18 protein-coding genes are annotated in these 21,636 nt (G+C 70.7%); 9 read left to right on the top strand and 9 right to left on the bottom strand.

Annotated features, from left to right (window positions below; genetic code table 11):
- Entirely contained in the window at positions 1-2,121 is a 2,121-nt protein-coding gene (locus GUY59_RS07170; protein WP_252374880.1) for an ATP-binding protein, read from the bottom strand.
- Between the two features lie 241 nt (positions 2,122-2,362).
- Here GUY59_RS07170 and GUY59_RS07165 point away from each other — a divergent pair, with 241 nt between their 5' ends.
- The 3 genes from GUY59_RS07165 to glpK all read left to right on the top strand — a co-directional run bounded on the left by GUY59_RS07165 (position 2,363) and on the right by glpK (position 5,293).
- Positions 2,363-2,836, top strand: a complete 474-nt coding sequence (locus GUY59_RS07165) for a GNAT family N-acetyltransferase (RefSeq protein WP_138200164.1) — start codon at positions 2,363-2,365, stop codon at positions 2,834-2,836.
- Positions 2,837-2,946: 110 nt separating this feature from the next.
- Positions 2,947-3,774, top strand: coding sequence for an MIP/aquaporin family protein (locus GUY59_RS07160; protein WP_132331403.1), 828 nt, complete (start codon positions 2,947-2,949; stop codon positions 3,772-3,774).
- Between the two features lies 1 nt (position 3,775).
- Positions 3,776-5,293: a glycerol kinase GlpK gene (glpK, locus tag GUY59_RS07155; RefSeq protein ID WP_138200165.1), complete on the top strand. Its 1,518-nt coding sequence runs from the start codon at positions 3,776-3,778 to the stop codon at positions 5,291-5,293.
- Here the strand turns inward: glpK and GUY59_RS07150 are convergent.
- Together GUY59_RS07150 and GUY59_RS07145 are read right to left on the bottom strand one after the other, a co-directional pair.
- Positions 5,286-6,131 carry an ABC transporter permease gene (locus tag GUY59_RS07150; RefSeq protein ID WP_132331399.1) on the bottom strand — a complete coding sequence of 282 codons (846 nt, stop codon included), beginning with the start codon at positions 6,129-6,131 and terminating at the stop codon, positions 5,286-5,288. The two genes, glpK and GUY59_RS07150, sit on opposite strands and share 8 nt — an antisense overlap.
- A complete protein-coding gene (locus tag GUY59_RS07145; protein WP_138200166.1) occupies positions 6,128-8,755 on the bottom strand; it encodes an alpha/beta fold hydrolase in 2,628 nt (875 codons plus the stop codon). Before GUY59_RS07145 ends, GUY59_RS07150 begins: the two co-directional genes overlap by 4 nt.
- 68 nt (positions 8,756-8,823) lie before the next feature.
- Here GUY59_RS07145 and GUY59_RS07140 point away from each other — a divergent pair, with 68 nt between their 5' ends.
- Both GUY59_RS07140 and GUY59_RS07135 read left to right on the top strand, forming a co-directional pair.
- Positions 8,824-9,648, top strand: a complete 825-nt coding sequence (locus GUY59_RS07140) for a class I SAM-dependent methyltransferase (protein ID WP_138200167.1) — start codon at positions 8,824-8,826, stop codon at positions 9,646-9,648.
- Positions 9,649-9,678: 30 nt separating this feature from the next.
- Positions 9,679-10,863 (top strand): hypothetical protein, encoded by a 1,185-nt coding sequence (locus GUY59_RS07135; RefSeq protein WP_252374881.1) that lies wholly within the window; start codon positions 9,679-9,681, stop codon positions 10,861-10,863.
- A 46-nt stretch (positions 10,864-10,909) separates the two neighbouring features.
- Here the strand turns inward: GUY59_RS07135 and GUY59_RS50565 are convergent, their stop codons facing one another.
- The gene (locus GUY59_RS50565) at positions 10,910-11,950 is read right to left on the bottom strand and encodes a copper resistance D family protein (RefSeq protein WP_161714437.1); all 1,041 of its coding nucleotides are present in this window, start codon (positions 11,948-11,950) and stop codon (positions 10,910-10,912) included.
- Entirely contained in the window at positions 11,947-12,666 is a 720-nt protein-coding gene (locus GUY59_RS07125) for a copper resistance CopC family protein (protein WP_171055527.1), read from the bottom strand. Before GUY59_RS07125 ends, GUY59_RS50565 begins: the two co-directional genes overlap by 4 nt.
- Positions 12,667-12,715: 49 nt before the next feature.
- Here GUY59_RS07125 and GUY59_RS07120 point away from each other — a divergent pair, with 49 nt between their 5' ends.
- The gene (locus tag GUY59_RS07120) at positions 12,716-13,480 is read left to right on the top strand and encodes a class I SAM-dependent methyltransferase (RefSeq protein WP_161714436.1); all 765 of its coding nucleotides are present in this window, start codon (positions 12,716-12,718) and stop codon (positions 13,478-13,480) included.
- On the opposite strand, the gene GUY59_RS07115 is transcribed toward GUY59_RS07120, so the two are convergent.
- From GUY59_RS07115 to GUY59_RS07105, 3 genes are all read right to left on the bottom strand, one after another.
- Positions 13,477-14,457 carry an AurF N-oxygenase family protein gene (locus GUY59_RS07115; RefSeq protein WP_138205109.1) on the bottom strand — a complete coding sequence of 327 codons (981 nt, stop codon included), beginning with the start codon at positions 14,455-14,457 and terminating at the stop codon, positions 13,477-13,479. The two genes, GUY59_RS07120 and GUY59_RS07115, sit on opposite strands and share 4 nt — an antisense overlap.
- A gap of 75 nt (positions 14,458-14,532) precedes the next feature.
- Positions 14,533-15,132, bottom strand: coding sequence for a TetR/AcrR family transcriptional regulator (locus GUY59_RS07110; RefSeq protein WP_138205107.1), 600 nt, complete (start codon positions 15,130-15,132; stop codon positions 14,533-14,535).
- Positions 15,133-15,273: 141 nt separating this feature from the next.
- Positions 15,274-16,611 carry a sensor histidine kinase gene (locus GUY59_RS07105; RefSeq protein ID WP_330849142.1) on the bottom strand — a complete coding sequence of 446 codons (1,338 nt, stop codon included), beginning with the start codon at positions 16,609-16,611 and terminating at the stop codon, positions 15,274-15,276.
- A 159-nt stretch (positions 16,612-16,770) separates the two neighbouring features.
- On the opposite strand from GUY59_RS07105, the gene GUY59_RS07100 reads away from it, so the two are divergent.
- The 3 genes from GUY59_RS07100 to GUY59_RS07090 are packed head-to-tail and all read left to right on the top strand — an operon-like array spanning position 16,771 to position 20,551.
- Complete coding sequence (locus GUY59_RS07100) at positions 16,771-17,946, top strand: acyl-CoA dehydrogenase family protein (protein ID WP_138205103.1); 1,176 nt, start codon at positions 16,771-16,773, stop codon at positions 17,944-17,946.
- Positions 17,943-19,043, top strand: coding sequence for an acyl-CoA dehydrogenase family protein (locus tag GUY59_RS50560; protein ID WP_138205101.1), 1,101 nt, complete (start codon positions 17,943-17,945; stop codon positions 19,041-19,043). The genes GUY59_RS07100 and GUY59_RS50560 overlap by 4 nt, the downstream gene beginning before the upstream one ends.
- Complete coding sequence (locus GUY59_RS07090) at positions 19,043-20,551, top strand: AMP-binding protein (protein ID WP_138205099.1); 1,509 nt, start codon at positions 19,043-19,045, stop codon at positions 20,549-20,551. Before GUY59_RS50560 ends, GUY59_RS07090 begins: the two co-directional genes overlap by 1 nt.
- On the opposite strand, the gene GUY59_RS07085 is transcribed toward GUY59_RS07090, so the two are convergent.
- Complete coding sequence (locus tag GUY59_RS07085; RefSeq protein ID WP_201760583.1) at positions 20,512-21,630, bottom strand: C45 family autoproteolytic acyltransferase/hydolase; 1,119 nt, start codon at positions 21,628-21,630, stop codon at positions 20,512-20,514. The genes GUY59_RS07090 and GUY59_RS07085 overlap by 40 nt on opposite strands.
- Positions 21,631-21,636 lie beyond the last annotated feature (6 nt).

Here is a 21,636-nt window from a genome sequence, read left to right as displayed (position 1 = left end):
TCAGCCTTCATCGAGGGCGACCAACTCGCCCAGCGCCATCGCCGATGCCTCATCGAGGTCGAGTCGGGCGCCCTCTTCGAAGGCGTTCTTGTAGGCGACCTCGCCCATGCGGCGGGAACAATCTCTGACGCACGCGTTGTGGTCGGCGGACAGGAACGGTGCGCCGAGTTGTGGCAGTCCGGCCGACTTCCAGTTCTGCTGCAGCGCACCCAGCAGATGTGCGGCCAGCGGCAACCGATCGAGAGCCACGAAGATCCTCGCCGAGGACTCAAGAGCCAGCAAGGTCCCGAGCGTGTCATGGAAGTGCAGTTTGATGCGCAGCCCTTCCCTGACGTTGTGCAGGGCCTCCTGAGGCCGGTTGGTCGCGAGCCTGGCGCCTGCCAGCGCCCACTGGGCGTGGGACATCACCCAGAGCTCGCCGCGTTCCCTGCACACCTGCAGGCAGTCCTGCAGCAGGGACTCGGCCTCGTGGAACTCGCCCTGTGCGGTCAGGACGATGGACAACTCGACGATGGAGGGCAGCAGCCCGGGGTTGAGCTCCTTGTTGTCGGTGTTGAACTCGATGGCCACGCCCAGGAGAGCGCTGGCCTTCGGCATGTCGCCCTGGAGCATCGCCGCCGTGCCCTGCATCTTGGAGGCCAGGATCACCGCCCTGGAGTCGCCCACCCGGATGGCCTCGGTGCTGCACGTCTCGGCGGCCGCCTGCCCGCCTACGCTGTCGCCCTGGGAGTTGCGGATGTACGACAGCACCCAGAGCGCCTTGCAGCGTTCCTTGCTCGGCATCGGGTTGGCCTCGAGGGCCCGCTCGAGATACAGGCGCCCTTCGCGGGCGAACCCGCAGCAGACCCACATGAACCACAACGACGACAGCAGGACCAGCGCCAGCGGTTCCTTGCCCGGGGTCTTGAGAGCGTATTCCAGCGCCACCCTGACGTTGTCGTGCTCCTGGCGCATGCGGACGAACCAGTAGATCTGGCGGGGACCCGACCAGGCGTCCTCGCCGCGCTGGGCCAGGCTCAGGTAGTAGTCGAAGTGCCGTCGCCGCAGCTGCTCGGACTGGCCGAGCTTGTCGAGCCACTCCTCACCGTATTCGGCCAGGGTGTCGATGAGTTTGTAGCGCACGCCGGCGTGGTTGCTCCTGATCAGCAGGATCGACTTCTCCACCAGCCCGGTGACCAGATCCGTGATGTCCTCCGACGGCAGCCGCTCGTCGGAGCAGACGAACCGGGCCGCGTCGAGCTCGAAGTCGCCGGCGAAGACCGACAGCCGCGCCCACAGCAGGCGTTCGGCCGGCTCGCACAGCTCGTGGCTCCAGCCGATGGCCGCCCGCAGTGTCTGGTGGCGGGGCAGGGCCGTGCGGCTCGCCCCGGCCAGCAGGCTGAAGCGGTCGGTCAGCAGGCCGAGGATCTGCTCCACCGACAGGGCACGCAGCCGCACCGCCGCCAGTTCGATGGCGAGCGGGATGCCGTCGAGCCGCCGGCAGAGCTCGGCCACGGCCTCGATGTTGTCCTCGTCGAGCTGGAAGTCGGGCACGCTGGCCCCGGCCCTGACGGCGAACAGCTGCACCGACTCGTTGGTGAACAGGCTCTCCGCGGGGTCCTCGCCGGGCACCTGCAGCGGCGGCACGGGCACCACGTGCTCGTACGGCAGGTGCAGCGACTGCCGGCTGGTGGCCAGCACCTTCAGGTTGGGCGCGGCCTCCAGCAGCTCGTGGACGAGTTCGGCGCACCCTTGGATCAGATGCTCGCACGTGTCGATGATGAGCAGCATGTCGCGCTCGCCCACCCATTCCGACAGCGACTCCGACTCCGTCCGCGAGGACTGGTCGGCGATGCCGAGGGCGGAGGAGATCGTGTGCTTGACCATGCCCGCGTCCTGCAGCCTGGCCAGGTCGGCGAACCACACGCCGTCGGGGTAGTGGGCGCGCACCTGGTGCGCCAGCCGCAGCACCGTGCGCGACTTGCCCACACCGCCGATGCCCGTGACGGTCACCAGGCGCGACTCGGCGAGGTGCCGTTTGAGGTTGGCGAGCAGGCGCGTGCGGCCGACGAAGCTGGTGAGCTCCGCCGGCAGATTCCCTTCTCGCCGCCAACCTGTCGGGGTGGCCATGGGCAGCCTCACGGGGGGTAGGCGACACCTGCCTACGCATCGTACCGCCGTGCCTCCCACCTGTCTCGAAGCCCGCGCACAGGCCGGGTAGGGGTTTGTACGCCTGGATAGCATGTCGGGTGTGAAGGATTTCCTACCTGACCAGACGGCGGACGACACCGACGAGGGCTGGGGCGAGTGGCGCTCCGACGACCCCGACGCCTTCTACCTCGAGAACAGACCGCCGCACTGGGGCTAGGGCGAGAAGATCCACATGACGGGCCACACAACGGGCCACACAACGGGCCACGCGCTGCGCCCCGCCACCCCCGGCGACTACGACGCCATCGCCGCCGTCGTCGACGACTGGTGGGGGCGGCCGATCCTCGCCTCGCTGCCCCGGTTGTTCCTCGACCATTTCCACCGGACGAGCCTGGTCGCCGAGGGCCCTGGGGGTATGGCGGGGTTCCTGATCGGGTTCGTCTCGCCGTCGCAGCCCGGCGAGGCGTACATCCACTTCGTCGGCGTCGCGCCCGCCGCCAGGAAGAGCGGGCTCGCCCGCTCGATGTACGAGCGGTTCTTCGGCATCGCCCGCGACCACGGCCGGCACGTCGTCAGGGCCGTCACCGCACCGGTCAACGAGCGCTCCGTCGCCTTCCACCGCCGCATGGGCTTCGAGGTCGGCGGCCCTGTCCCCGGCCACAACGGCCCGGGGACGAGCCTGGTCACCTTCGTACGCACGCTCTGACCTGAAGCGTACCTTTCTCTCGCTTAGTGTTATGTGTCATATACAGACCGTATGCATTGCCTGATTACGGGAATGGCACACAACGGGTACGCGAGAGGAAGGGGATGGCCGTGGCCGGGCGTCTCGATCGCAGAGGGCTGGCCGGCGAGCTGCTCGCCGAGTTCGCCGGGACAGCGGTGCTCATCCTGTTCGGCTGCGGCGTGGTCGCCTCGGTCGTCGCCGCGGAGGTCGGCGACCACGACAGCATCGCCTGGGCCTGGGGGCTCGGCGTGGTGCTCGGCGTCTACACCGCGGCCAGGACCTCCGGCGGGCACATCAACCCCGCGGTCACGCTGGGGTTCGCCGTCTTCCAGGGCTTTCCCTGGCGGAAGGTCCTGCCGTACGTCCTCGCGCAGACCGCGGGGGCCTTCGTCGCCGCGCTGATCGTCCGCTGGAACTTCACCGAGATCCTGGCGATGGCCGACCCCGGGCACACGCTCAAGACCCAGATCGTCTTCTCCACCCTGCCGGGCAACGGCACACTGCCGGTGGACATGTGGGGCGGGTTCCGCGACCAGATCATCGGCACCGCGATCCTGCTCTTCCTGGTCTTCGCGCTCATCGACACCCGGAACATGGCGCCGGACGCCAACATGGGGCCCTTCGTCATCGGTCTGATCGTCGTCGCGATCGGCATGGCGTTCGGCACCAACGCCGGATACGCCATCAACCCGGCGCGCGACTTCGGGCCGCGCCTGGCGAGCTTCCTCACCGGCTACCACGGCGCGTGGCGTGATCAGTACGGAGATTTGTACTTCTGGGTGCCGATCATCGGGCCCCTGCTCGGCGGCCTCCTCGGCGCGGGCCTCTACCAGGCGTTGATCTCCAGGTTCCTGCCGCGGCCCGAGGATCGTGACATCGTCAGACCGGCGGACCCTGACAAGAACGAAGGAGAATGACATGCCCGATTTCGTCGGGGCGGTAGACCAGGGCACGACGAGCACCCGCTTCATGATCTTCGATCACGACGGAGGCGAGGTCGCCAAGTTCCAGCTCGAACACGAGCAGATCCTGCCCAGGGCGGGCTGGGTCGAGCACAACCCCATCGAGATCAGGACGCGGACCGCCGCCGTCATCCAGAGCACCCTCCAGCGCGCCGGGCTTCAGCCCACCGACCTCGCCGCGATCGGCATCACGAACCAGCGCGAGACCACGGTCGTGTGGAACCGGCGCACCGGCCGTCCGTACTACAACGCGATCGTCTGGCAGGACACGCGCACCGACAGGATCGCCGCCGCGCTGGAGCGGGACGGCCGCGGCCAGGTCATCCGCGACCGTACGGGGCTGCATCCGGACGCGTACTTCTCCGGCGGCAAGATCCAGTGGATCCTGGAGAACGTGGACGGCGTCCGCGAGGCGGTCGACCGGGGCGAGGCCGTCTTCGGCACCACCGACACCTGGACGTTGTGGAACCTGACCGGGGGCGTCGACGGCGGCGTGCACGCCACCGACGTGACCAACGCCAGCCGTACGATGCTCATGGACCTGGACACCCTCGACTGGGACGACGAGCTGCTGTCCTTCTTCGGCATCCCGCGCCCGATGTTGCCCGAGATCCGGCCGTCGTCCGACCCCGCCGCCTACGGCGTCACGACCCCGTTCGGAGCGGCCGCGGGCGAGGTGCCGATCACCGCGATCCTGGGCGACCAGCAGGCCGCGACCGTCGGGCAGGTCTGCTTCTCGCCGGGCGAGGCCAAGAACACCTACGGCACCGGCAACTTCCTGCTGCTCAACACCGGCACCGAACGGGTGCGCTCGCAGAGCGGGCTGCTCACCACGGTCGCGTACAAGTTCGGCGACCAGCCCGCCGTGTTCGCGCTGGAGGGCTCGATCGCCGTGACGGGCTCGGCGGTGCAGTGGCTGCGCGACCAGCTGCACATCATCACCTCCGCGCCGCAGAGCGAGACCCTGGCCAGGCAGGTGGAGGACTCGGGAGGCATGTACTTCGTGCCGGCCTTCTCCGGCCTGTTCGCCCCTTACTGGCGGGCCGACGCCCGCGGCGCCATCGTCGGCATGTCGCGCTACAACACCGACGCCCACCTCGCCCGCGCCACGCTGGAGGCCATCTGCTACCAGAGCAGGGACGTCGTGGAGGCGATGCAGCAGGACTCGGGCGTGGTGCTCGACGTGCTGCGGGTGGACGGCGGCGTCACCGCCAACGACCTGTGCATGCAGCTCCAGTCGGACATCCTCGGCGTGCCGGTCAGCCGGCCGGTCGTCGCCGAGACCACCGCGCTCGGCGCGGCCTACGCCGCGGGGCTGGCGGTGGGCTTCTGGCAGGACACCGACGAGCTGCGCGCCCACTGGGTGGAGGACCGCCGCTGGGAGCCCGGCTGGAGCGAGGAGCAGCGGGAGAAGGGGTTCGCGGGCTGGAAGAAGGCCGTGACCAAGGCGTTCGACTGGGCGGAGACTAGCTGACCACGTCCTTGCGGCGGAACCGGCGGAAGGCCACGGCGACGAGGATCGCCGCGTACGTGATCGACACGGAAGCGCCCTTGATCATGCCGCTCCACTCGAGCTCGGGCGCGAGCGCGTCGAGCCAGGCGTTGTTCCAGAACGTCGGCAGGAACTCGCGCAGCACCCCCAGCGCCTCGACGGCCTGCAGGATGGTGCAGACGATCCACAGGCCGACGGCCCCGCCGACCGCCCCCAGCGGGGAGTCGGTCATCGTGGAGACGAGGAAGGCGAGCGCCGCCACGACGAGCTGGCTGACCAGGGCGTACGCGATCACGATGCCGAAGCGCGGCAGCACGTCGAGCGCCGGGATGCTCTCGCCCGTGCCGGGCACCTGGATGTCGTTCCAGCCGAACGCCAGCGTGCCCGCCAGCAGCGCCATCACGGGCAGGCAGATCACGGCCGCCGCGGAATAGCCGAGCGCCACGATCAGCTTCTGCCGCAGCAGCCGGTCGCGGGGCACCGGCGCGGCCAGCAGGTAGCGCAGCGACGACCAGTTTGCCTCCCCGGCCACGGTGTCGCCGCAGAACAGCGCCACCGCGACGACCAGCAGGAAACTGGCCGACACCGACAGCGCGAAGGCTGCGAAGTTGAGGCCGCTCTCGGTCGCGAGGTCGGAGATGCGCAGTGCCTGGCCGTTGTCGTTGCCCTGCGGCCCGAACTGGAACGCGATCACGAGGATCCACGGCAGCGCGAGCAGCAGCCCGAACATCACGATCGTGCGGCGGCGCTTGAACTGCCTGACGATCTCGACCCGCAACGGCAGCGTACGGCGGGGCGCGTAACCGGGCGCGGCGGTCATGAGGTGTCTCCGATGAGGTCGAGGAACACGTCTTCCAGGCGCGTGGCGTGCCCGTTGCCGGCGCTGGCCGGTCGTGGGGCCGCGCTGAGCAGCTGCGACACCGGGCCGGTGGAGACCAGCCTGCCGCGGTGCATGACCACGACGTGGCTGCAGGTCTGCTCGACCTCGGCCAGCAGGTGGCTGGAGACGATCACGGTACGGCCGTCGCGCGCGTAGCGCTTGAGCACCTCGCGCATCTCCCGGATCTGGGGCGGGTCGAGCCCGTTCGTGGGTTCGTCGAGCACGAGCAGGTCGGGCAGCCCGAGCATGGCCTGGGCGATGGCGAGCCGCTGGCGCATGCCCTGCGAATAGGTGCGTACGGCCCGTTCGAGCGCCTTGCCGAGATCGGCGATCTCCAGCGCCTCGCCGAAGCGGGCGTCGGCGGCCGGCCGGCCGGTGGCGGCCCAGTAGAGCTCGATGTTGTCCCGCCCCGACAGGTGCGGCAGGAAGCCCGGACCTTCGACGAACGACCCCAGCCGGGACAGCACGGGAGCGCCCGGCGTCACCCGTTCGCCGAAGAGGCGGACCTCGCCGCCGTCGGGCTGGATGAGCCCCAGCATCATCCGCATCGTGGTCGTCTTGCCGGCGCCGTTCGGCCCGAGCAGGCCCAGAACCTGGCCCTGCTCGACGCGGAACGACAGGTCGTCGACGGCGAGCTCGCCGTTCCTGTACGCCTTGGTCAGCCCGCTGATCTCCAGCGGCACGGCGGGGCCGGGCGCCTCGCCGGCCGGCCCGTCGCCCGCCGGCACAGCCGTGGGGCGGCGGCCCCGGGCGCGGCCGGTCACCAGCAGCGCCGTCGCGGCCACGACGGCGGCCAGCGGCATCGCCCACACCCACCACGCCACCCCGCCAGGGGCGGCGGCCAGCGTGCCGACCGTCGGGACGGTCAGTTTGGGGGAGACCAGCGACACCTGGTACGTGGCGGGCTCGGCGGGCGTCGCGAATCCCATGTCCGTCGTCGTCAGCACCAGCCGCAGCCGGTGGCCGACGGCGAAGTTGTGGTCGACGGCGGGCAGTGTGACCGTGACCTCCGCGCTGGTCGCGCCCTCGGGGATGGCCACCCGGATCGGCGCCACCAGCCCGGCGGGCAGGGAAGGCGGCTGGACGCTGTCGGCCACGTCGTAGAGCTTGGCGAACAGGGTCGCCTCGGTCCCGCCCCGCCCCGACACCCTGATGGTGGCCGTCGAGCTGCCGGTGAGCTGCAGCGGCTCGGTGAGCGGCCGGGACTCGAACGCGGCGCTCTGGCCGGGCATGTCGATCGCGACGCCGGGCGTGTTCTGGCCGCCGAGCAGGCCGCCGACGCCGGGCACCGACGAGATCGAGGCGGGTGCGCCGCCGGGCGGGTTGGCGATGTTCTGGGCGGGGCCCGACAGTTCGACGGCGCTGGTGGCGGTGCCGCCGAGACCGGGGTAGGAGCCGGTCTCCGGGTGCAGGCGCACGCGCTGGCGGGTGCCGGGGTCGCGGCCGCCGTCGCGGGTCACCGTGAACCCGCTGACCGGCGGCGCCGCCTGTCCGGCCCCCTCGCCCTTCAGGTAGCGGGCGAACCAGGCCGACGACTGCTCGAACACCCAGTCGACCTCGCCGTCGCCGCCGTCGTGCCCCCCGTCGAACCAGGCCAGGCTGACCGGCGTGCCGCCGGCGGCGATCGCCCTGGCGTTGGCGTCGGCGTGGCTGAGGGGGAACAACGAGTCGCGCTGGCCCTGGATGAGCAGGGCCGGCGCCTTGATCCGGCCCGCCACGGTGATCGGGCTCGACTTGCGCAGCAGGTCGACGGCCTCCTGCGTGGGCCTGCCCGTCTTGGCGACCTGTTCGTACACGTTGCAGATCTCGGGACGGAACCTGCCGCACCTGGCCTGCTCGGGCGTGAGCGGGCGGGCGGCCTCTGGCCGTCCGCCCAGGGCGAGGCTGTCGAGCGAGACGCCCTGGCCGAAGAAGATGCCCGCCCACATGCGCTTGAACACACCGTTCTCCGCCTCCGGCAGGCCGTCGGCGGCGGAGGTGCCGGCGTCGCCGGTCGCGGAAAGCGGGGCCGCCGTGTTGGGGAAGAGCGCGTCGGCCAGGTCGGACCAGGTGATCCGCGGGACGATGGCGTCGACGCGCTGGTCATGGGCCGCCGTCATCAGCGCGATGGCGCCGCCGTACGAGCCGCCCGCGATGCCCACGCGTGGGTCGCTCGGCGCGTCGAGGAGGACCTCTGGGCGCTCGGCCAGCCAGTCGATGAGCTGCTTGACGTCCTTGACCTCGTAGTCGGGCGAGTTGAGCGCGATCTCGCCGGTCGAGCGGCCGAAACCGCGCGCCGACCACGTCAGTACGGCGTAGCCCTCCTCGGCGATGCGGACAGCCTCGTCCCTGACGCTCCGCTTGCTGCCGCCGAAACCGTGGCCGAGCAGCACGGCAGGCGCCTTCCCTCCGCCCGGAGGCGGGAAGAACGTCGTGTCGAGCTGGACCCGCTGGTCGTCGGCTGGTCCGTCGACGACGGTAATGGTCTGATCCTGGCCCCGCACCTCGGCACCCGACGGCCACACCAGCCACGTCGTCACGGCGATGAGGGCGAGCGCCGCCGCAGACGCGGCCACACGCTTCATGCGGTGAGCCTACTGACCACACCTGAGAGATCGCTGAGATGGCCCGTCCGCCTCTACGCTCGGACACCATGGACTATCTGGAGACCAACAGGGCCAACTGGAACTCCAGGGTGCCCGTCCATGTCGGCAGCGACTTCTACGACGTCGAGGGCTTCGTCGCCGGCCGGAGCCCGCTGCGGCCGTTCGAGCGTGAGGAGGTCGGCGACGTGTCCGGCCGCCGCCTGGCCCACCTGCAGTGCCACATCGGGCTCGACACCCTCGCCTGGGCCCGCCTCGGGGCGGAGGTGACCGGCCTCGACTTCTCCGCGGCCGCCGTCGCCCAGGCGGAGGGCATCGCCGCCGAGTGCGGCCTGCCGGCGAGGTTCGTCACGGCCGACGTGTACGACGCCGCCGAGAAGCTCGGCCGGGCCGCGTACGACATCGTCTACACCGGCGTGGGAGCGCTGGTCTGGCTGCCCGACCTGACACGGTGGGCGCAGACCGTGGCTGCGCTGCTCAAACCGGGCGGCTTCCTCTATCTCGCCGAGTTCCACCCCTTCCCCGACATCCTGGACGAAGTCACGGGCACCACCGTCACGCACGACTACTTCGACCGCGAGCCGCAGGTCTGGGTCGAACCGCACACCTACACCGGCGGCGTGGAGCTCGAACACCAGACGTCCGTGCAGTTCCTGCACGGCCTCGGCGACGTCGTGAGCGCGGTGGGCGCGGCGGGGCTGCGGGTGGAGTTCCTCCACGAGCACGACTTCACGCTCTTCCAGCGCTTCTCGACGCTGGAGGCCGCCGACGGCATGTATCGCGTCCCCGGCGGCGCCCCCAGGCTGCCCCTCATGTACTCCCTGCGCGCCTGCGCCGCCGGCGAACCCTCACCGGCGGCCACTCCCGGCGACTGACCGGGAACGGTGACCGTAAGATTTGCTTCCGTGAAGTCTCCAGCATCGATCAAAAAGGCCGCGCAGTGGGCCTTGCCCTATTGGACCAGAGGCCAGGCGGGGCGCGAGACGCCGCACGACCTGTTCAGGGTGCTCTACTTCGGATGGCTGGCGGCGTTCACGCTCAAGCTGCTCGGGTCGGCGTGGGACGTCTCGTGGCACTTCAAGTGGCTGCGTGACGATCTCGCCCCGCCCCACGTGCTCAACTCCGCGGGCACCGCCCTCGCCCTGGCCCTCACCATCATCCACGGCTACACCGGCTACGGCGTCGACAAGGCCGCGCTGCGCCTGATCCAGTGGGGCACCGGCATCTTCCTCGTCGCGGTCCCGCTCGACCTGATCAACCACCGCGTCAACGGGCTCGACATCACCTCGTGGAGCCCGTCCCACCTCATGCTCTACCTTGGAACGTTCTTCATGATCGCGGGCGTGATCCGTGGCTGGTTCATGGGAGCGCCGCCCGGCAGGGAGCGCGTGGTCGTGCTCGGCGCGTTCCTCGCGTTCTTCCTGGAGAACGTGCACTTCCCCGAGCAGCACCAGGAATACGGCATCCTGTCGATCGGCGCCTGGGACAACGGCGCCGTCTACGCCGAGCCGATCCTGCTGCAGTTCGCCGCCGACCAGATGGGGCGGCCGATCGATCGCACAATGATGACCGGGTTCGCTCTGCCCGTGCCCGACTTCCTCTACCCCGTCTACGCGGTGGTCGTCGGAGTCTCGGTGCTGGTGGCGGCGAGGACTTTGATCGGCAGGTTCGGCGCCGCCACGCTGGTGGCCGCCGCCTACGTCGGGGTGCGCACGCTCATCTGGCCGCTGCTGACCTACACCGGGTTCCCGCCGTCGGCGGTGCCGTTCTTCCTCGTGATCGCCGGGCTGCTGGTGGACGTCGCGTTCCTGGTGCGGCCGCCCGCCCTGCGCGCCCTGCTCGGCGCCGCGGTCGCGACGGCCGGCGCGTACGCCGCGCTCGCGGCCCAGAACGCGGTCATGGGCGGTGTGTACGACCTGCTCATTGGTCGGCAGGGCCTGCTCGGCGCACCCCCGCTCGTCACGTCGTCGGCCGTCTGGTCGGGGCTCGGCCTGCTGGCCGCCTGGCTGGCGGTCGAATGGCTGGCACACAGGCGCCGCGTGAGCCCGGGCCGAGCCGCCTCACCCGTGATCGCTCCCGCCACCCCCTAGCGCGTCCGCCCTACCCTTGTGGCGCCCGGCGGGGCGGCGTCGCCGGTCAGACGATCGAGGCGCGGGTGAGCGCCACCGCCACGCCGTACGCCAGCCCCATCACGCCGACCTCGGCCGCCGCCCATCCCACGAGGGCGGTGGCCCGGCCCTTGCGCACGGCGGGCAGCAGGCGGAAGCGGATGTGCGCCGCCAGCGGCACCAGCAGGGTCACCAGCGCCGCCTTGGCCACGACCAGGAGACCGTAGTCGCTGGTCAGGAGCGCGCCGGGGAGCCTCACCCCGGGCGTGAGCGCCATCGTGCCGAGCCCTGTGATCAGCCCCGACAGCGCCACCATGAACAGGCACACCGAGGCGATCCTGGAGAACTTGGGCAGCGCCATGGCGAGCAGGCCCGGGTGGGGCGCGACGAAGATCGCGGTCACCAGCAGCCCGCCCGCCCACGCCGCCGCCCCCATCACGTGGATCTCCATCGAGATCATGATGGGGTCGTGCCAGATGGAGTTGACCGCGTGCCCGGTGACCGGGATGGGCAGCAACCCGAACAGCGCGACGATCACCCGGAGCTCGGCCGGAACCTTCTCGCCGAACCGCACCGCCATCAGCCCGATGCCCGCCGCCGCCAGCGCGCACGCCGCGCTGAACAGCAGCCCCTGACCGGTGCCGACACTTCCGACATAGTCGGCGATCATCCCGAATGTCGGCACGACGCCGGGGTTGAGCTCGGCCGTCTGGAACACGATCGTGAGCAGCGCGCAGATCGCCCACGCCCAGGCCGCCATCACGGCCAGGGGCCGGACGCGGACCATCACCGGTTCGGTGTACTCGGGCCGGTCGAACCCGAGCAGCTTGGCCACCAGGCTGAGCCCCACCACGGCGACGGCGGACACGTCGAGCAGCGCTCGGACGACGGGCAGCCCGACCGACACCAGCGTGCCCGGCATGGGGATGCCGGGCACGGTCTCCTGCTCGGCGAACGAACTGGCGGCCACGGCGGCCACGATGGCGCACACGGCGAACGCGCCGGCCACGAGCCGCCCGCCGACGCGCCGCTCGGGGAGCGGGGGAGCGGGGGGAACGGTGACGGTCACGCCTTCGTCTCCTCGGCCGCGGAGCCGGCGGTGGTGCCGGCCGCGCCGCCGGTGGCGGTACCGGTGGTGGTGCCGGGCGCGGCGGTCGTGGCGGTCACCTGGGCCGGTTTGGCGCGGCGGAGGGCCACGGCGGTGCCCGTGGCGAGGATCAGCAGCGCTCCCACGATCCACACGACGGCCATGCCGGCCCCGCCATTGGCCGCGGCCTCGGCGGCGTTGGGATTGGCCGCGGCCTCGGCGGCGTCGGGATCGGCCTCGGGGTCGGGGTCGGGCGCTTGTGCGGTGGCGCGGGCGTCGGTTCCCTGGGCGGGAGCGTTGTCGCCGCCCGTCTTCGGGTCGGCGACCCCGGTGGCGTCGGCGGCCAGCTTGAAGCCGATCTTTCCGGTGACCGGGTGCCCGTCGGCCGACAGGATGCGGTAGCCCACGACGTACGAGCCGCCCGCCGCCAGCGGCTTGACCTTGACCGACACCTTCTCCGCGGCGATCTCGGCGGTTCCGTCGGCCCAGGCCGACCCGTCGGCGCCCGTCACTTCCACCTGCGCGTATCCCTGGCGTACCGGCTGGTCGAACACCAGGGTCACGCGCGCGGGTGAGGCCGTCAGCGTGGCTCCGTCCTCGGGGTCGCTGCCGATCAGCACGTTGTGCGCCTCGGCGGGGGAGAGAGCGATCCCGGCCGCCGCGAAGGCGAGCAGCAGGACCGTGAGTAGCCGCCTCACAGGGGATACCTTCCATCGTCGCGTCTCGAACCTGTATATGGTCCCATCCATGACGGACCTGTTCGGCGGCGCGGCTCCTTACTACGCCAAATACCGGGCCGGTCACGGCGACCCGGCGATCGAGCACCTGGCGATGACGTTCGGCGACGACAGCACGGTGCTGGACCTCGGCTGCGGTCCCGGCACGGTGGCGATCCCGCTCGCGCGGCGCGTGCGCGACGTCCTGGCCGTCGATCCCGACGCGGAGATGCTCGCGGAGGGCCGGCGGCTGGCGGCGCGGGCGGGCAACATCCGCTGGCTGAGCGGCGATTCCACGCGGTTGGGAGAGTTGCCCGCGTTCGACCATGTCGTCATGGGCAGGTCGTTCCACTGGATGGACCGCCGGGCGGTGCTGCTGGAGCTGGACGAGCTGCTGCCCGCGCACGGTGTCGTGACGCTGGTCGGCCCGTCGCGAGCAGGTGAGGAGCTGCCCTGGGAGCCGGCCATGAGGCGGGTGCGCGACGCGTTCGGCGTCAACACCTTCACGGCCACCAACTCCTACCAGGCCACGGGGGAGCACCACGACGACGTGCTCGCCGCCTCGCCGTTCAGCGAGCTCGACGCCACCTTGTACGAATATCGCCAGGTCTACGACGTGGAGGCGGTGATCGGCCTGCAGTTGTCCTACTCCTACACCGCTCCGGCGAGGCTGGGCGAGCGGGTGGGGGCCTTCACCGAGGCGGCCAGGCGCGCCCTGCTCGCGCACAATCCTCAGGGCACGTGGGAGCAGGTGACGGTGACCGAGGTCCTGATCGCCAGGCGGCCGCGTGGTTAGGCGCGCTCCGGTTCGGCCCAGATGCCCATGAGCCGCCAGATCCGCCGGGTCAGCGGGTTGATCAGGCCGATCTCGGCGCACAGGTCCCGCGTCTTGCCGATGGAGTCGCGGATCTCCTGCTTGGCGGCGGGGTTGCGCACGTAGACCTCCGACACGACGCTGACGGGGATCTTGAAGTGCCTGATGAGCGCGCCGGGTGGCGCCAACATGATGCGGGCCATGAGGCCGAGGACGACGGGGGAGGCGATGCCGAGCAGGAGCCGCCGGTACGCCGGCATCCGCGGCACCCGGTTGCGCAGGAAGTGCCGGGCGAAGGAGATGTGCCTGGCCTCCTCCGCGATGTGGATCCGCATGATCGTCTCTTCCAGTGGGTGGTGTGGCCGGTCGTCCTTGAGCACCTTGCGCTGCACGTGGTCGATCGGGTCCTCGCCGCCCAGCACGAAGACGAAGAACAGCTCGGTCGAGATGAGCGGGATTAAGGGCGCTGTCTGCGCGATCGCCGACAGCGGGCGGGGCATGCCGCGGATAGGGAGCTTCGTACGGTTCACGAACTCCTGGAACATCATCCCGTGATGTCCCTCTTCGATGGTCTCGTGGTAGACGTACCGGAACTCAGGAGCACCGTTCGGCAGCCGGTAGGCGTAGTTGAGCAGCCCGCGCTTGAGCAGGTTCTCGAACTGCAGGCCGATCTTCATGGCGGTGGCCACCCGCCACAGCCCGATCGCGGCCCGGGTCTCCGGGGGCCGGCTGCGGTACCAGGGATGGCCGCCCAGTTTGTCGACCCCCGGCAGCTCCCAGCGCGGGTCGGCCGGGTCGACGAGGAACTCGGGGTCGTCCCACGGGATGTCCCGGTACGGCTCCCAGTGTTTGTCGACCGACGCCTTCGAGAGGCGTTCGATGACCGTTTCGTACGCCTTCCTGCTCGCGACCTGCTCGTCGCGTTCCCTGGCGGCGGTAGAGCTCGGTGCCTGTGTCATCGCGTGCGCTCCTCTCCTCGCCCGGTATTGTACGGAGCATCCAATAAGCCGGAAAGGTGAGGCTCGCAGGTTTCGTCAGAGCTTCTCGGGAGCGACTCCGATCTCGTTGGCGGCGGCCGTGCGGATGAGCGCGCCGGCCCGGCGCCGCGACAGGGCTCTGGGGTGGACGTGCATCTGCACGGCGAGCCCGTCGACCAGCGCCAGGATCCGCCACGTCGCTCCCTCGGGGTCGGCGCACGTGAACTCGCCGGCCGCGACGCCGGCCTCGATGATCTGGCGAAGGAGGAGGCGGCCCTGGGCGTCGATGCGCCGCGAGATGTTCTCCAGCTCCGAACTGCGCATCGCCTCGGACCACGCGTCGATCCACAGCCTCCACCCCTCGGTGGGGACCGCGGGGGAGCAGAGCCGCAGGAGGGTGCGCAGCCGTTCGAGCGGCGTGCCCGCGCAGCCCTCGATGTCGCTCAGCGCGTCGAGGTGCAGGCGGGCCGCGTAGGTGAAGGCCTGCGCGAACAGCTGGTCCTTGGTTTCGAAGTGGTAGAAGAGCAGCGCCTGGCTGACGCCCGCGGCCCTGGCGATGTCGATGGTCCTGGTATGCCCGAACCCCTGCTCGGCGATCACCTCGCAGGCCGTCTTCAGGAGATCCTCACGCCGTAATCGGCTGAAACCTGATGTCACAGCGGGTAACTCTGATTTCTGTTCACAAGGCTTATGTGGGACAAGAGGGACGCCGTACGTTCGGTCATCTCGTGGTGATCATGGTACTGGCGGCTCTCCGGACGTTCTCGGCAGGGGGTCGAAAAGCATTACTACCCACCTTTACTCGGTCCTTACCGGCATCCGTAGGACGAATCGGGCACCGGCGTCGGAGTCCTCGATCCTGAGCGTGCCTCCATGCGTACGCGCGATCTCCCGGGCAATGGGCAGGCCGAGCCCGGTCCCGCCGGCGTCACGGCTGCGCGAGGCGTCCAGCCTGGTGAAGCGCCTGAAGACCATCTCGCGGTGCTCGGGCGCGATGCCCGCCCCGTCGTCGAGCACCTCCAGCACAGCCACGCCGTTGCGCCGCACGATCACGGCGATCGTACGTTCCGCGTGCCGCTCGGCGTTGTCCAGCAGGTTGCTCAGCAGGCGGGCCAGTCTCAGCCGGTCGCCCGTCACGACCACGCCCGGCTGCACCGAGACGCGAACCTCCTTCGTGCACGGCCTGGCGACCTCTGCGGTGACGAGTTCGCCCAGGTCGACGGGGCCGAGCCGGGCGGGGGCACCCGCGTCCAGCTTGGCCAGCGTCAGCAGGTCGGTGACGATGTTCTGCAGCCGGTCGAGGCTGCCGAGCAGCTTGCCGCCGACCTTCTGCCAGTCGGTCTCTCCGGGGGTGAGCAGAGCCTCCTCGACCTCGGTGCGCATGGCCGTGATCGGGCTGCGCAGGTCGTGGGAGGCGTCGGAGGCGAACCTGCGCTGCTGCTCCATCGCCTCCTCCAGTTGCGCGAGCGTACGGTTCGCCGTCTCCGCCAGCGCCCTGATCTCGTCGGCGTTCTCCGGCACGGGCACGCGCATCCCTCCGCCGCCGGCGGTGATCTCGGCCAGCCTGCCGGTGATGCGGTTGACGGGGGCGAGCGTCTTGGCGACCACGTGCGAGACGCCGTACCACGTCAGTACGACCAGCGCCGCGGAGGAGAGGACGAGGAAGGCGATCACGCCGGGGGCGGCGTACCAGGGCGGCCGGGGGCGGAAGGCGTAGACGAGCCAGTCGCCGTCCTGCTGGTACACGCGGAAGATCGCCGTGATGTGGCAGCCGTCGGACAGGCCCGGGAGGTCGCAGGCGTGGGCGACGTGGTCGGTGGTGCCGGGGGGAGGCGCCGCGGTGGTCAGCCGAGGGCTGCCCGCCAGGTCGGACGTGGCGGTGACCACCTGCCCGCGCGGGTCGACGACCTGGACGCCCCACACGTCGAGGGAGTCGAGGAGCGGCAGCTCGGACTCCTTGACCAGGTGGGCCACCGTGAGGGTCGTGCCGACCGCGTCCTGGGTGTGGATGTCGACGGTCGTGGTGTAGATCATCCACAGCAGCGCCGAACTGGTCGTCAGGCAGAGCAGGGCCATGGCGATGCCGGCGAACAGTGCCAGCCGCGCGCGAATGGAACGCCCCAGCCGTGCGATCACACCCATCCCCCCGGTAGTCAGGTGATCACACCATGCAGCTCGTACTCCAATTTACGGAGATTCCGACTTTAATTCGAGTTTCGGACGTCCAGAGCATTGCTCTGTACGGGCTCCGGCGCCCTGGCTAGAGTAAGTGAACACTGATGCCAAGGAGTCGATGTGAACCTCGCTGACTACCGGCATGCCGCCAGGGCGTGGCTGCGGGACAACGCCCCTTCGGACGACTCTCAGGAAACGGACCCGATAACGCGGGCCAAGGACTTCATGGCCAGGCTCTACGACGCCGGCTACTCCGGCATCACCTGGCCGGAGCGGTGGGGCGGCCAGGGGCTGACCCAGGCGGAGGAACGCGCGTTCGCCGAGGAGGCACGCGACTACGCCCTCCCCACCTACATCTTCGCGATCGGCCTCGGCATGACCGGCCCGACCCTGGTCGACCGGGGCACCGACACCCAGCGCGAACGCTTCGTCCGGCCCCTGCTGCGCGGCGAGGAGATCTGGTGCCAGCTCTTCTCCGAGCCGGGCGCCGGCAGCGACGTCGCCAGCCTGCAGACCAGGGCGGTGCGCGACGAGGCCCGCGGCGACCAGTGGATCGTCAACGGGCAGAAGGTCTGGACCTCGGTCGCCCACCACGCCGACTGGGGCCTGCTGCTGGCCCGCACCGACGTCGACGTGCCCAAGCACAAGGGCCTGACGATGTTCGTCGTCGACATGCACCATCCCGGCGTGACGGTCAGACCGCTGAAGGACATGTCGGGCAGGGCCAACTTCAACGAGATCTTCTTCGACGACGTGACGATCCCCGACGAGCACCGCGTCGGGGAGGTCAACGACGGCTGGAGCGTGGCCGTCACGACGCTGCTGCACGAGCGGCTGTCCATCTCGGCGGGCGTCGGCATGGGCGGGCAGCGCGACCACCCCGCCTCGGTCGAGGCGCTGCGCCAGGCCGTCGACACCGGCGACCCGCTGGTCCGCGACCAGCTCGTGGAGCTGCACATCCGCACCCGCGCGCTGGCGCTGTTCAACCAGCGGCTGGCCCAGGAGACCAGGGCAGGCATCTTCCCCGGTGCGCGGGGCAGCGCGGCCAAACTGCTGCTCGCCGAGCTGACGATGTTCCAGGCCGACCTCGCCACGCAACTCGTCGGCCCCGAGGCGGCGCTGGCCGGCCATCCGCTGGCGCAGGCGATCTCGATGGCCCCCGGCATGGCGCTGGGCGGCGGCACGAACGAGATCATGCGCAACATCGTCGGCGACCGCGTGCTCGGCCTGCCGCCCGAGCCCCGCGTGGACAAGACCGTGCCGTTCAAGGATCTGAAGGTGGGGACCCAGGCGTGAAGCTCGTACTCAGCGAGGAGCAGCAGGAGCTGCGCGGGGCCGTACGCGCCTTCCTGCGCGCCGCCTCTCCGCTCCCCAAGGTCCGCGAGGGCTTCGACCCTCAGGTGTACGCCCGGCTCAACGGCGAGCTGGGCCTGTCCGGGCTGATCGTCCCCGAGGAGTACGCCGGCGCGGGCGCGGGCATGACCGAGCTGGCCGTCGTACTGGAGGAAACGGGCGCCGCCCTGCTGCCGGGGCCCTTCCTGACCACGGCCTTCGCCACCGTCGCCCTGACCCGGGTGCGCGACAAGGAACTGCTGACCGGCATCGCCGAAGGCCGCGTCCTGGCGGCGCTCGGCGGCCCGCTCACCGGCCCGCTCACCGGCCCGCTCACCGGCCCGCTCACCGGCCCGCTCACCGGCCCGCTCACCGGCCCGGGCGCCGCGGCGGGCCTCACCTGCGACGGATCGGCGGTGCGCGGCACGCTGGCGCAGGTGCTCAGCGGCATGGAGGCCGGCGTGCTGGTGGCCCCCGCGCGAAGCGGCGACGGCGCGGTCCTCGTCGCCGTCGACCTGACCGGGCCGGGCGTGAGCAGGACAGCGCTGGAGACCCTCGACCCCACGCGCGGCCAGGCCCGCGTGGAACTGAACGGAGCGCCGGCGCGGGTGCTCGGGCCGCGCCCCGACATCGGCGACCTGCTGTGCGTGGCGCTGGCAGCCGAGCAGTTGGGTGTGATGCGGGCCGCGCTCGACGCCATCGTCGCCTACGCCAAGGTCCGCGTCGCCTTCGGCCGTTACATCGGCTCCTACCAGGGGGTCAAGCACAAGCTCGCCGACATGCACGCCAAGCTCGAACAGGCCGAGTCCATCGTGCGATACGCCGCGTGGTCCGCCGACGAGTCGCCGGACGACCTGCCGGAGGCCGCCGCCCTGGCCCAGGCGTACGTCGGCCGCGCCTGCTTCGAGGTGGCCCGCGACCACCTGCTGCTGCACGGCGGCATCGGCTACACCTGGGAGCACGACGCCCACCTGTTCTACAAGCGGGCCAAGGCGGACGAAGTGCTGATGGGTCCCCCGCGCGTCCACCGTGCCCGCCTCGCCACCCTGCTGGAGTTGTGATGGACATCAGCGCGCTGCCCGGCTTCTACGCCATCGCCGCCGCCGACCCCGGCCGCCCAGCGCTGATCGACGCCGATGGCACCCGCACCTCGTACGGCGAGCTGCTCGCCCTGGTCAACCAGGTCTCCCACGGGCTGCGGGCGCGCGGCCTCCGCACCGGCGACGTGGTCGCGGGCGTGCTGCCCAACGGCATCGACCAGGTCGCCATGGTCATGGCCACGTGGCAGATCGGGCTCTACTACGTGCCGATCAACTGGCATCTGACGGCGTCCGAGGTGGCGTACATCCTGGATGACTGCGACGCCAAGGTGGTCGTCACCGATCCCGGCCACGCGGTGCCCGGCGGGGAGATCGGCACGGCCGGGCTGGCCGAAGGGCAGCCCACCGGCGCGCCCGCGGAGCGGACCGCCGGGGCGCTGATGTGGTACACGTCCGGCACCACCGGCGTCCCCAAGGGCGTGCAGCGGCCGCTGCCCGGCGCCGCGCCCGAGGACGTCGTACCGCTCTTCGTGTGGTTCCTCGGCGAGGTCGTCGACCTCGCCCCAGGTGAGGAGACCCATCTGGTCACCTCGCCGATGTACCACTCCGCGCCGTGCGCGCACACGCAGTTCGCGCTGCACCTCGGGCACACCGTGGTGATCGCGCCCAAGTTCGACCCCGAGGTCATCCTGCAGCTCGTCGAGCGGCACCGCGTCTCCAACGCGATGATGGTGCCCACCATGTTCCACCGCATGCTGCGCCTGCCCGAGGAGATCAGGCGCCGTTACGACCTGTCGAGCCTGCGCCAGGTCGTGCACACCGCCGCCGCCTGCCCCGTCACGGTCAAGCAGCAGATCATGGACTGGTGGGGGCCGGTGCTCTACGAGTACTACGGTTCCACCGAGTCGACGATCGCGTTCTCCGTCAAACCGCACGACTGGCTGGCCAGGCCCGGAACCGTGGGCAGGCCCGCGCCCATGTTCGAAGCCAAGATCTTCGACGACAAGGGCGTGGAGCTGCCGCCGGGCGAGCCGGGCCTGGTCCACGTCAAGTCCGCCATGGGCTCGTTCGAGTACCGTAAGGACCCGGCGAAGACGGCCGCCAGCATGCTGGGCGACTGGTACGCGCCCGGTGACATCGGGTTCATGGACGACGACGGCTACCTGTTCCTGTGCGACCGGCGTACCGACCTGATCGTCGCCGGCGGGGTGAACATCTACCCCGCCGAGATCGAGGCCGCGCTGCTCGACCATCCGGCGGTGGCCGACGTGGCCGTCATCGGGGTGCCCGACGAGGAGTGGGGCCACACCGTGGTGGCCCTCGTCCAGCCGGGCGACGGGGTCACACCGGGCCCCGCGCTCACCGCCGAGCTGCTGGCGCACTGCGGGCCTCGCATCGCCAGGTTCAAGCATCCGCGGGTGGTCGAATACCGCTCCGAGCTGCCGCGCACCCCCACGGGCAAACTGTCGCGATCGAAGGTGCGCGAGTCCTATCTCGCCGCGGCCGGGAACACCAGCTCCTCCGAGTAACGCCCGTCGCCCAGGTAGAAGGTCGCCGACATCGTCCGGTCCGCGGTGTCGAAGACCGTGCTCCACAGGGTGCGGAACGGCACGGTGGGATCCTCGGCCTGCCGGACGGCCCGCAGGCTGTCGCGCAGGTCCCTCGGTGACAGGGTGGCGCCCTTGCTGCGCTCGTACAACGTGCGCAGCCGCCCGTACGTGCCGAAGCTGGCCTCGGTGTCGGTGGGCAGGTTCATCGGGTCCGGGTTACGGTGCAGGAGGTGGTTGGTGACGCAGAGCGGCCCGTCGCCGAACTCGACGATGTGCTCGCTGCCGTCCCTGCCGCGCTCCCACACGAACGCCTGCCCGTGCGCGTCGGCCACCAGGTAGTGCAGGGGCGTGCCGTGGTCGTACTGCTTGGCCAGCAGCAGCGCCTGCTTGGCCTGGTCGGCGTTCTCGCACGTGTCGAGCAGGAATCTGGGCAGGTGCAGGCTGCTCAGCCCGACCTGCGGCGTGACGTGCTCGGGCGGCTCGGCGGTCTCGAAGTCGGCGATCAGCAGCACGACCGCGAGCCCGGCCGCGTTGATGCCGTCCATGCAGCCGTCGAGGGCCGACATGGTGATGAGGGTCGAGGACAACCCTTCGTCGGGGATCGTGGTGATCACGTACGGGCGAGAGGCCATGGGCAGCTCGCCGGGCCCCGGCGGCGAGCCCATGATCTCGCTGGCGGTGGTGCGGAAGAAGTCGTAGTTGCGGCCGACCCGGCCGTGGCCGTCGGCGGACCCCTGGGGCGGCACCCACAGGGCCGAGCAGCCAGAGCCCGCGGGCACGACGTCGAGGCCGTCGACGGCCAGCTCGTCCTGGTCGGGGTCGAGTCCGAGGGCCGCCGCCGCGCCGTCCATGCGGGCGTTGTGCTGCGGCCAGTGCCGCTCGAACCAGATCCTGCGGGCCCGGTTGACCTCGGGCCCGGCCGGCACGGGAGACCAGCCGAGCCTGCGGGCCTCCTCGGTCAGTGCTCTGCCGATCTCGAACTGGCTGCCCGTGAGGGTGAGGTGGCGGACGAGCTGGAAGTCGCGGGGGCCGCCCGCGACCTGCGTCAGATTCTTCATGACGGC

Source organism: Nonomuraea sp. K271 (genome assembly GCF_009908215.1).
GTDB classification, from domain to species: domain Bacteria; phylum Actinomycetota; class Actinomycetes; order Streptosporangiales; family Streptosporangiaceae; genus Nonomuraea; species Nonomuraea longispora.
The sequence above is the reverse complement of the archived record's forward strand: the minus strand, read 5'-3'. Positions and strand labels throughout refer to the sequence as shown.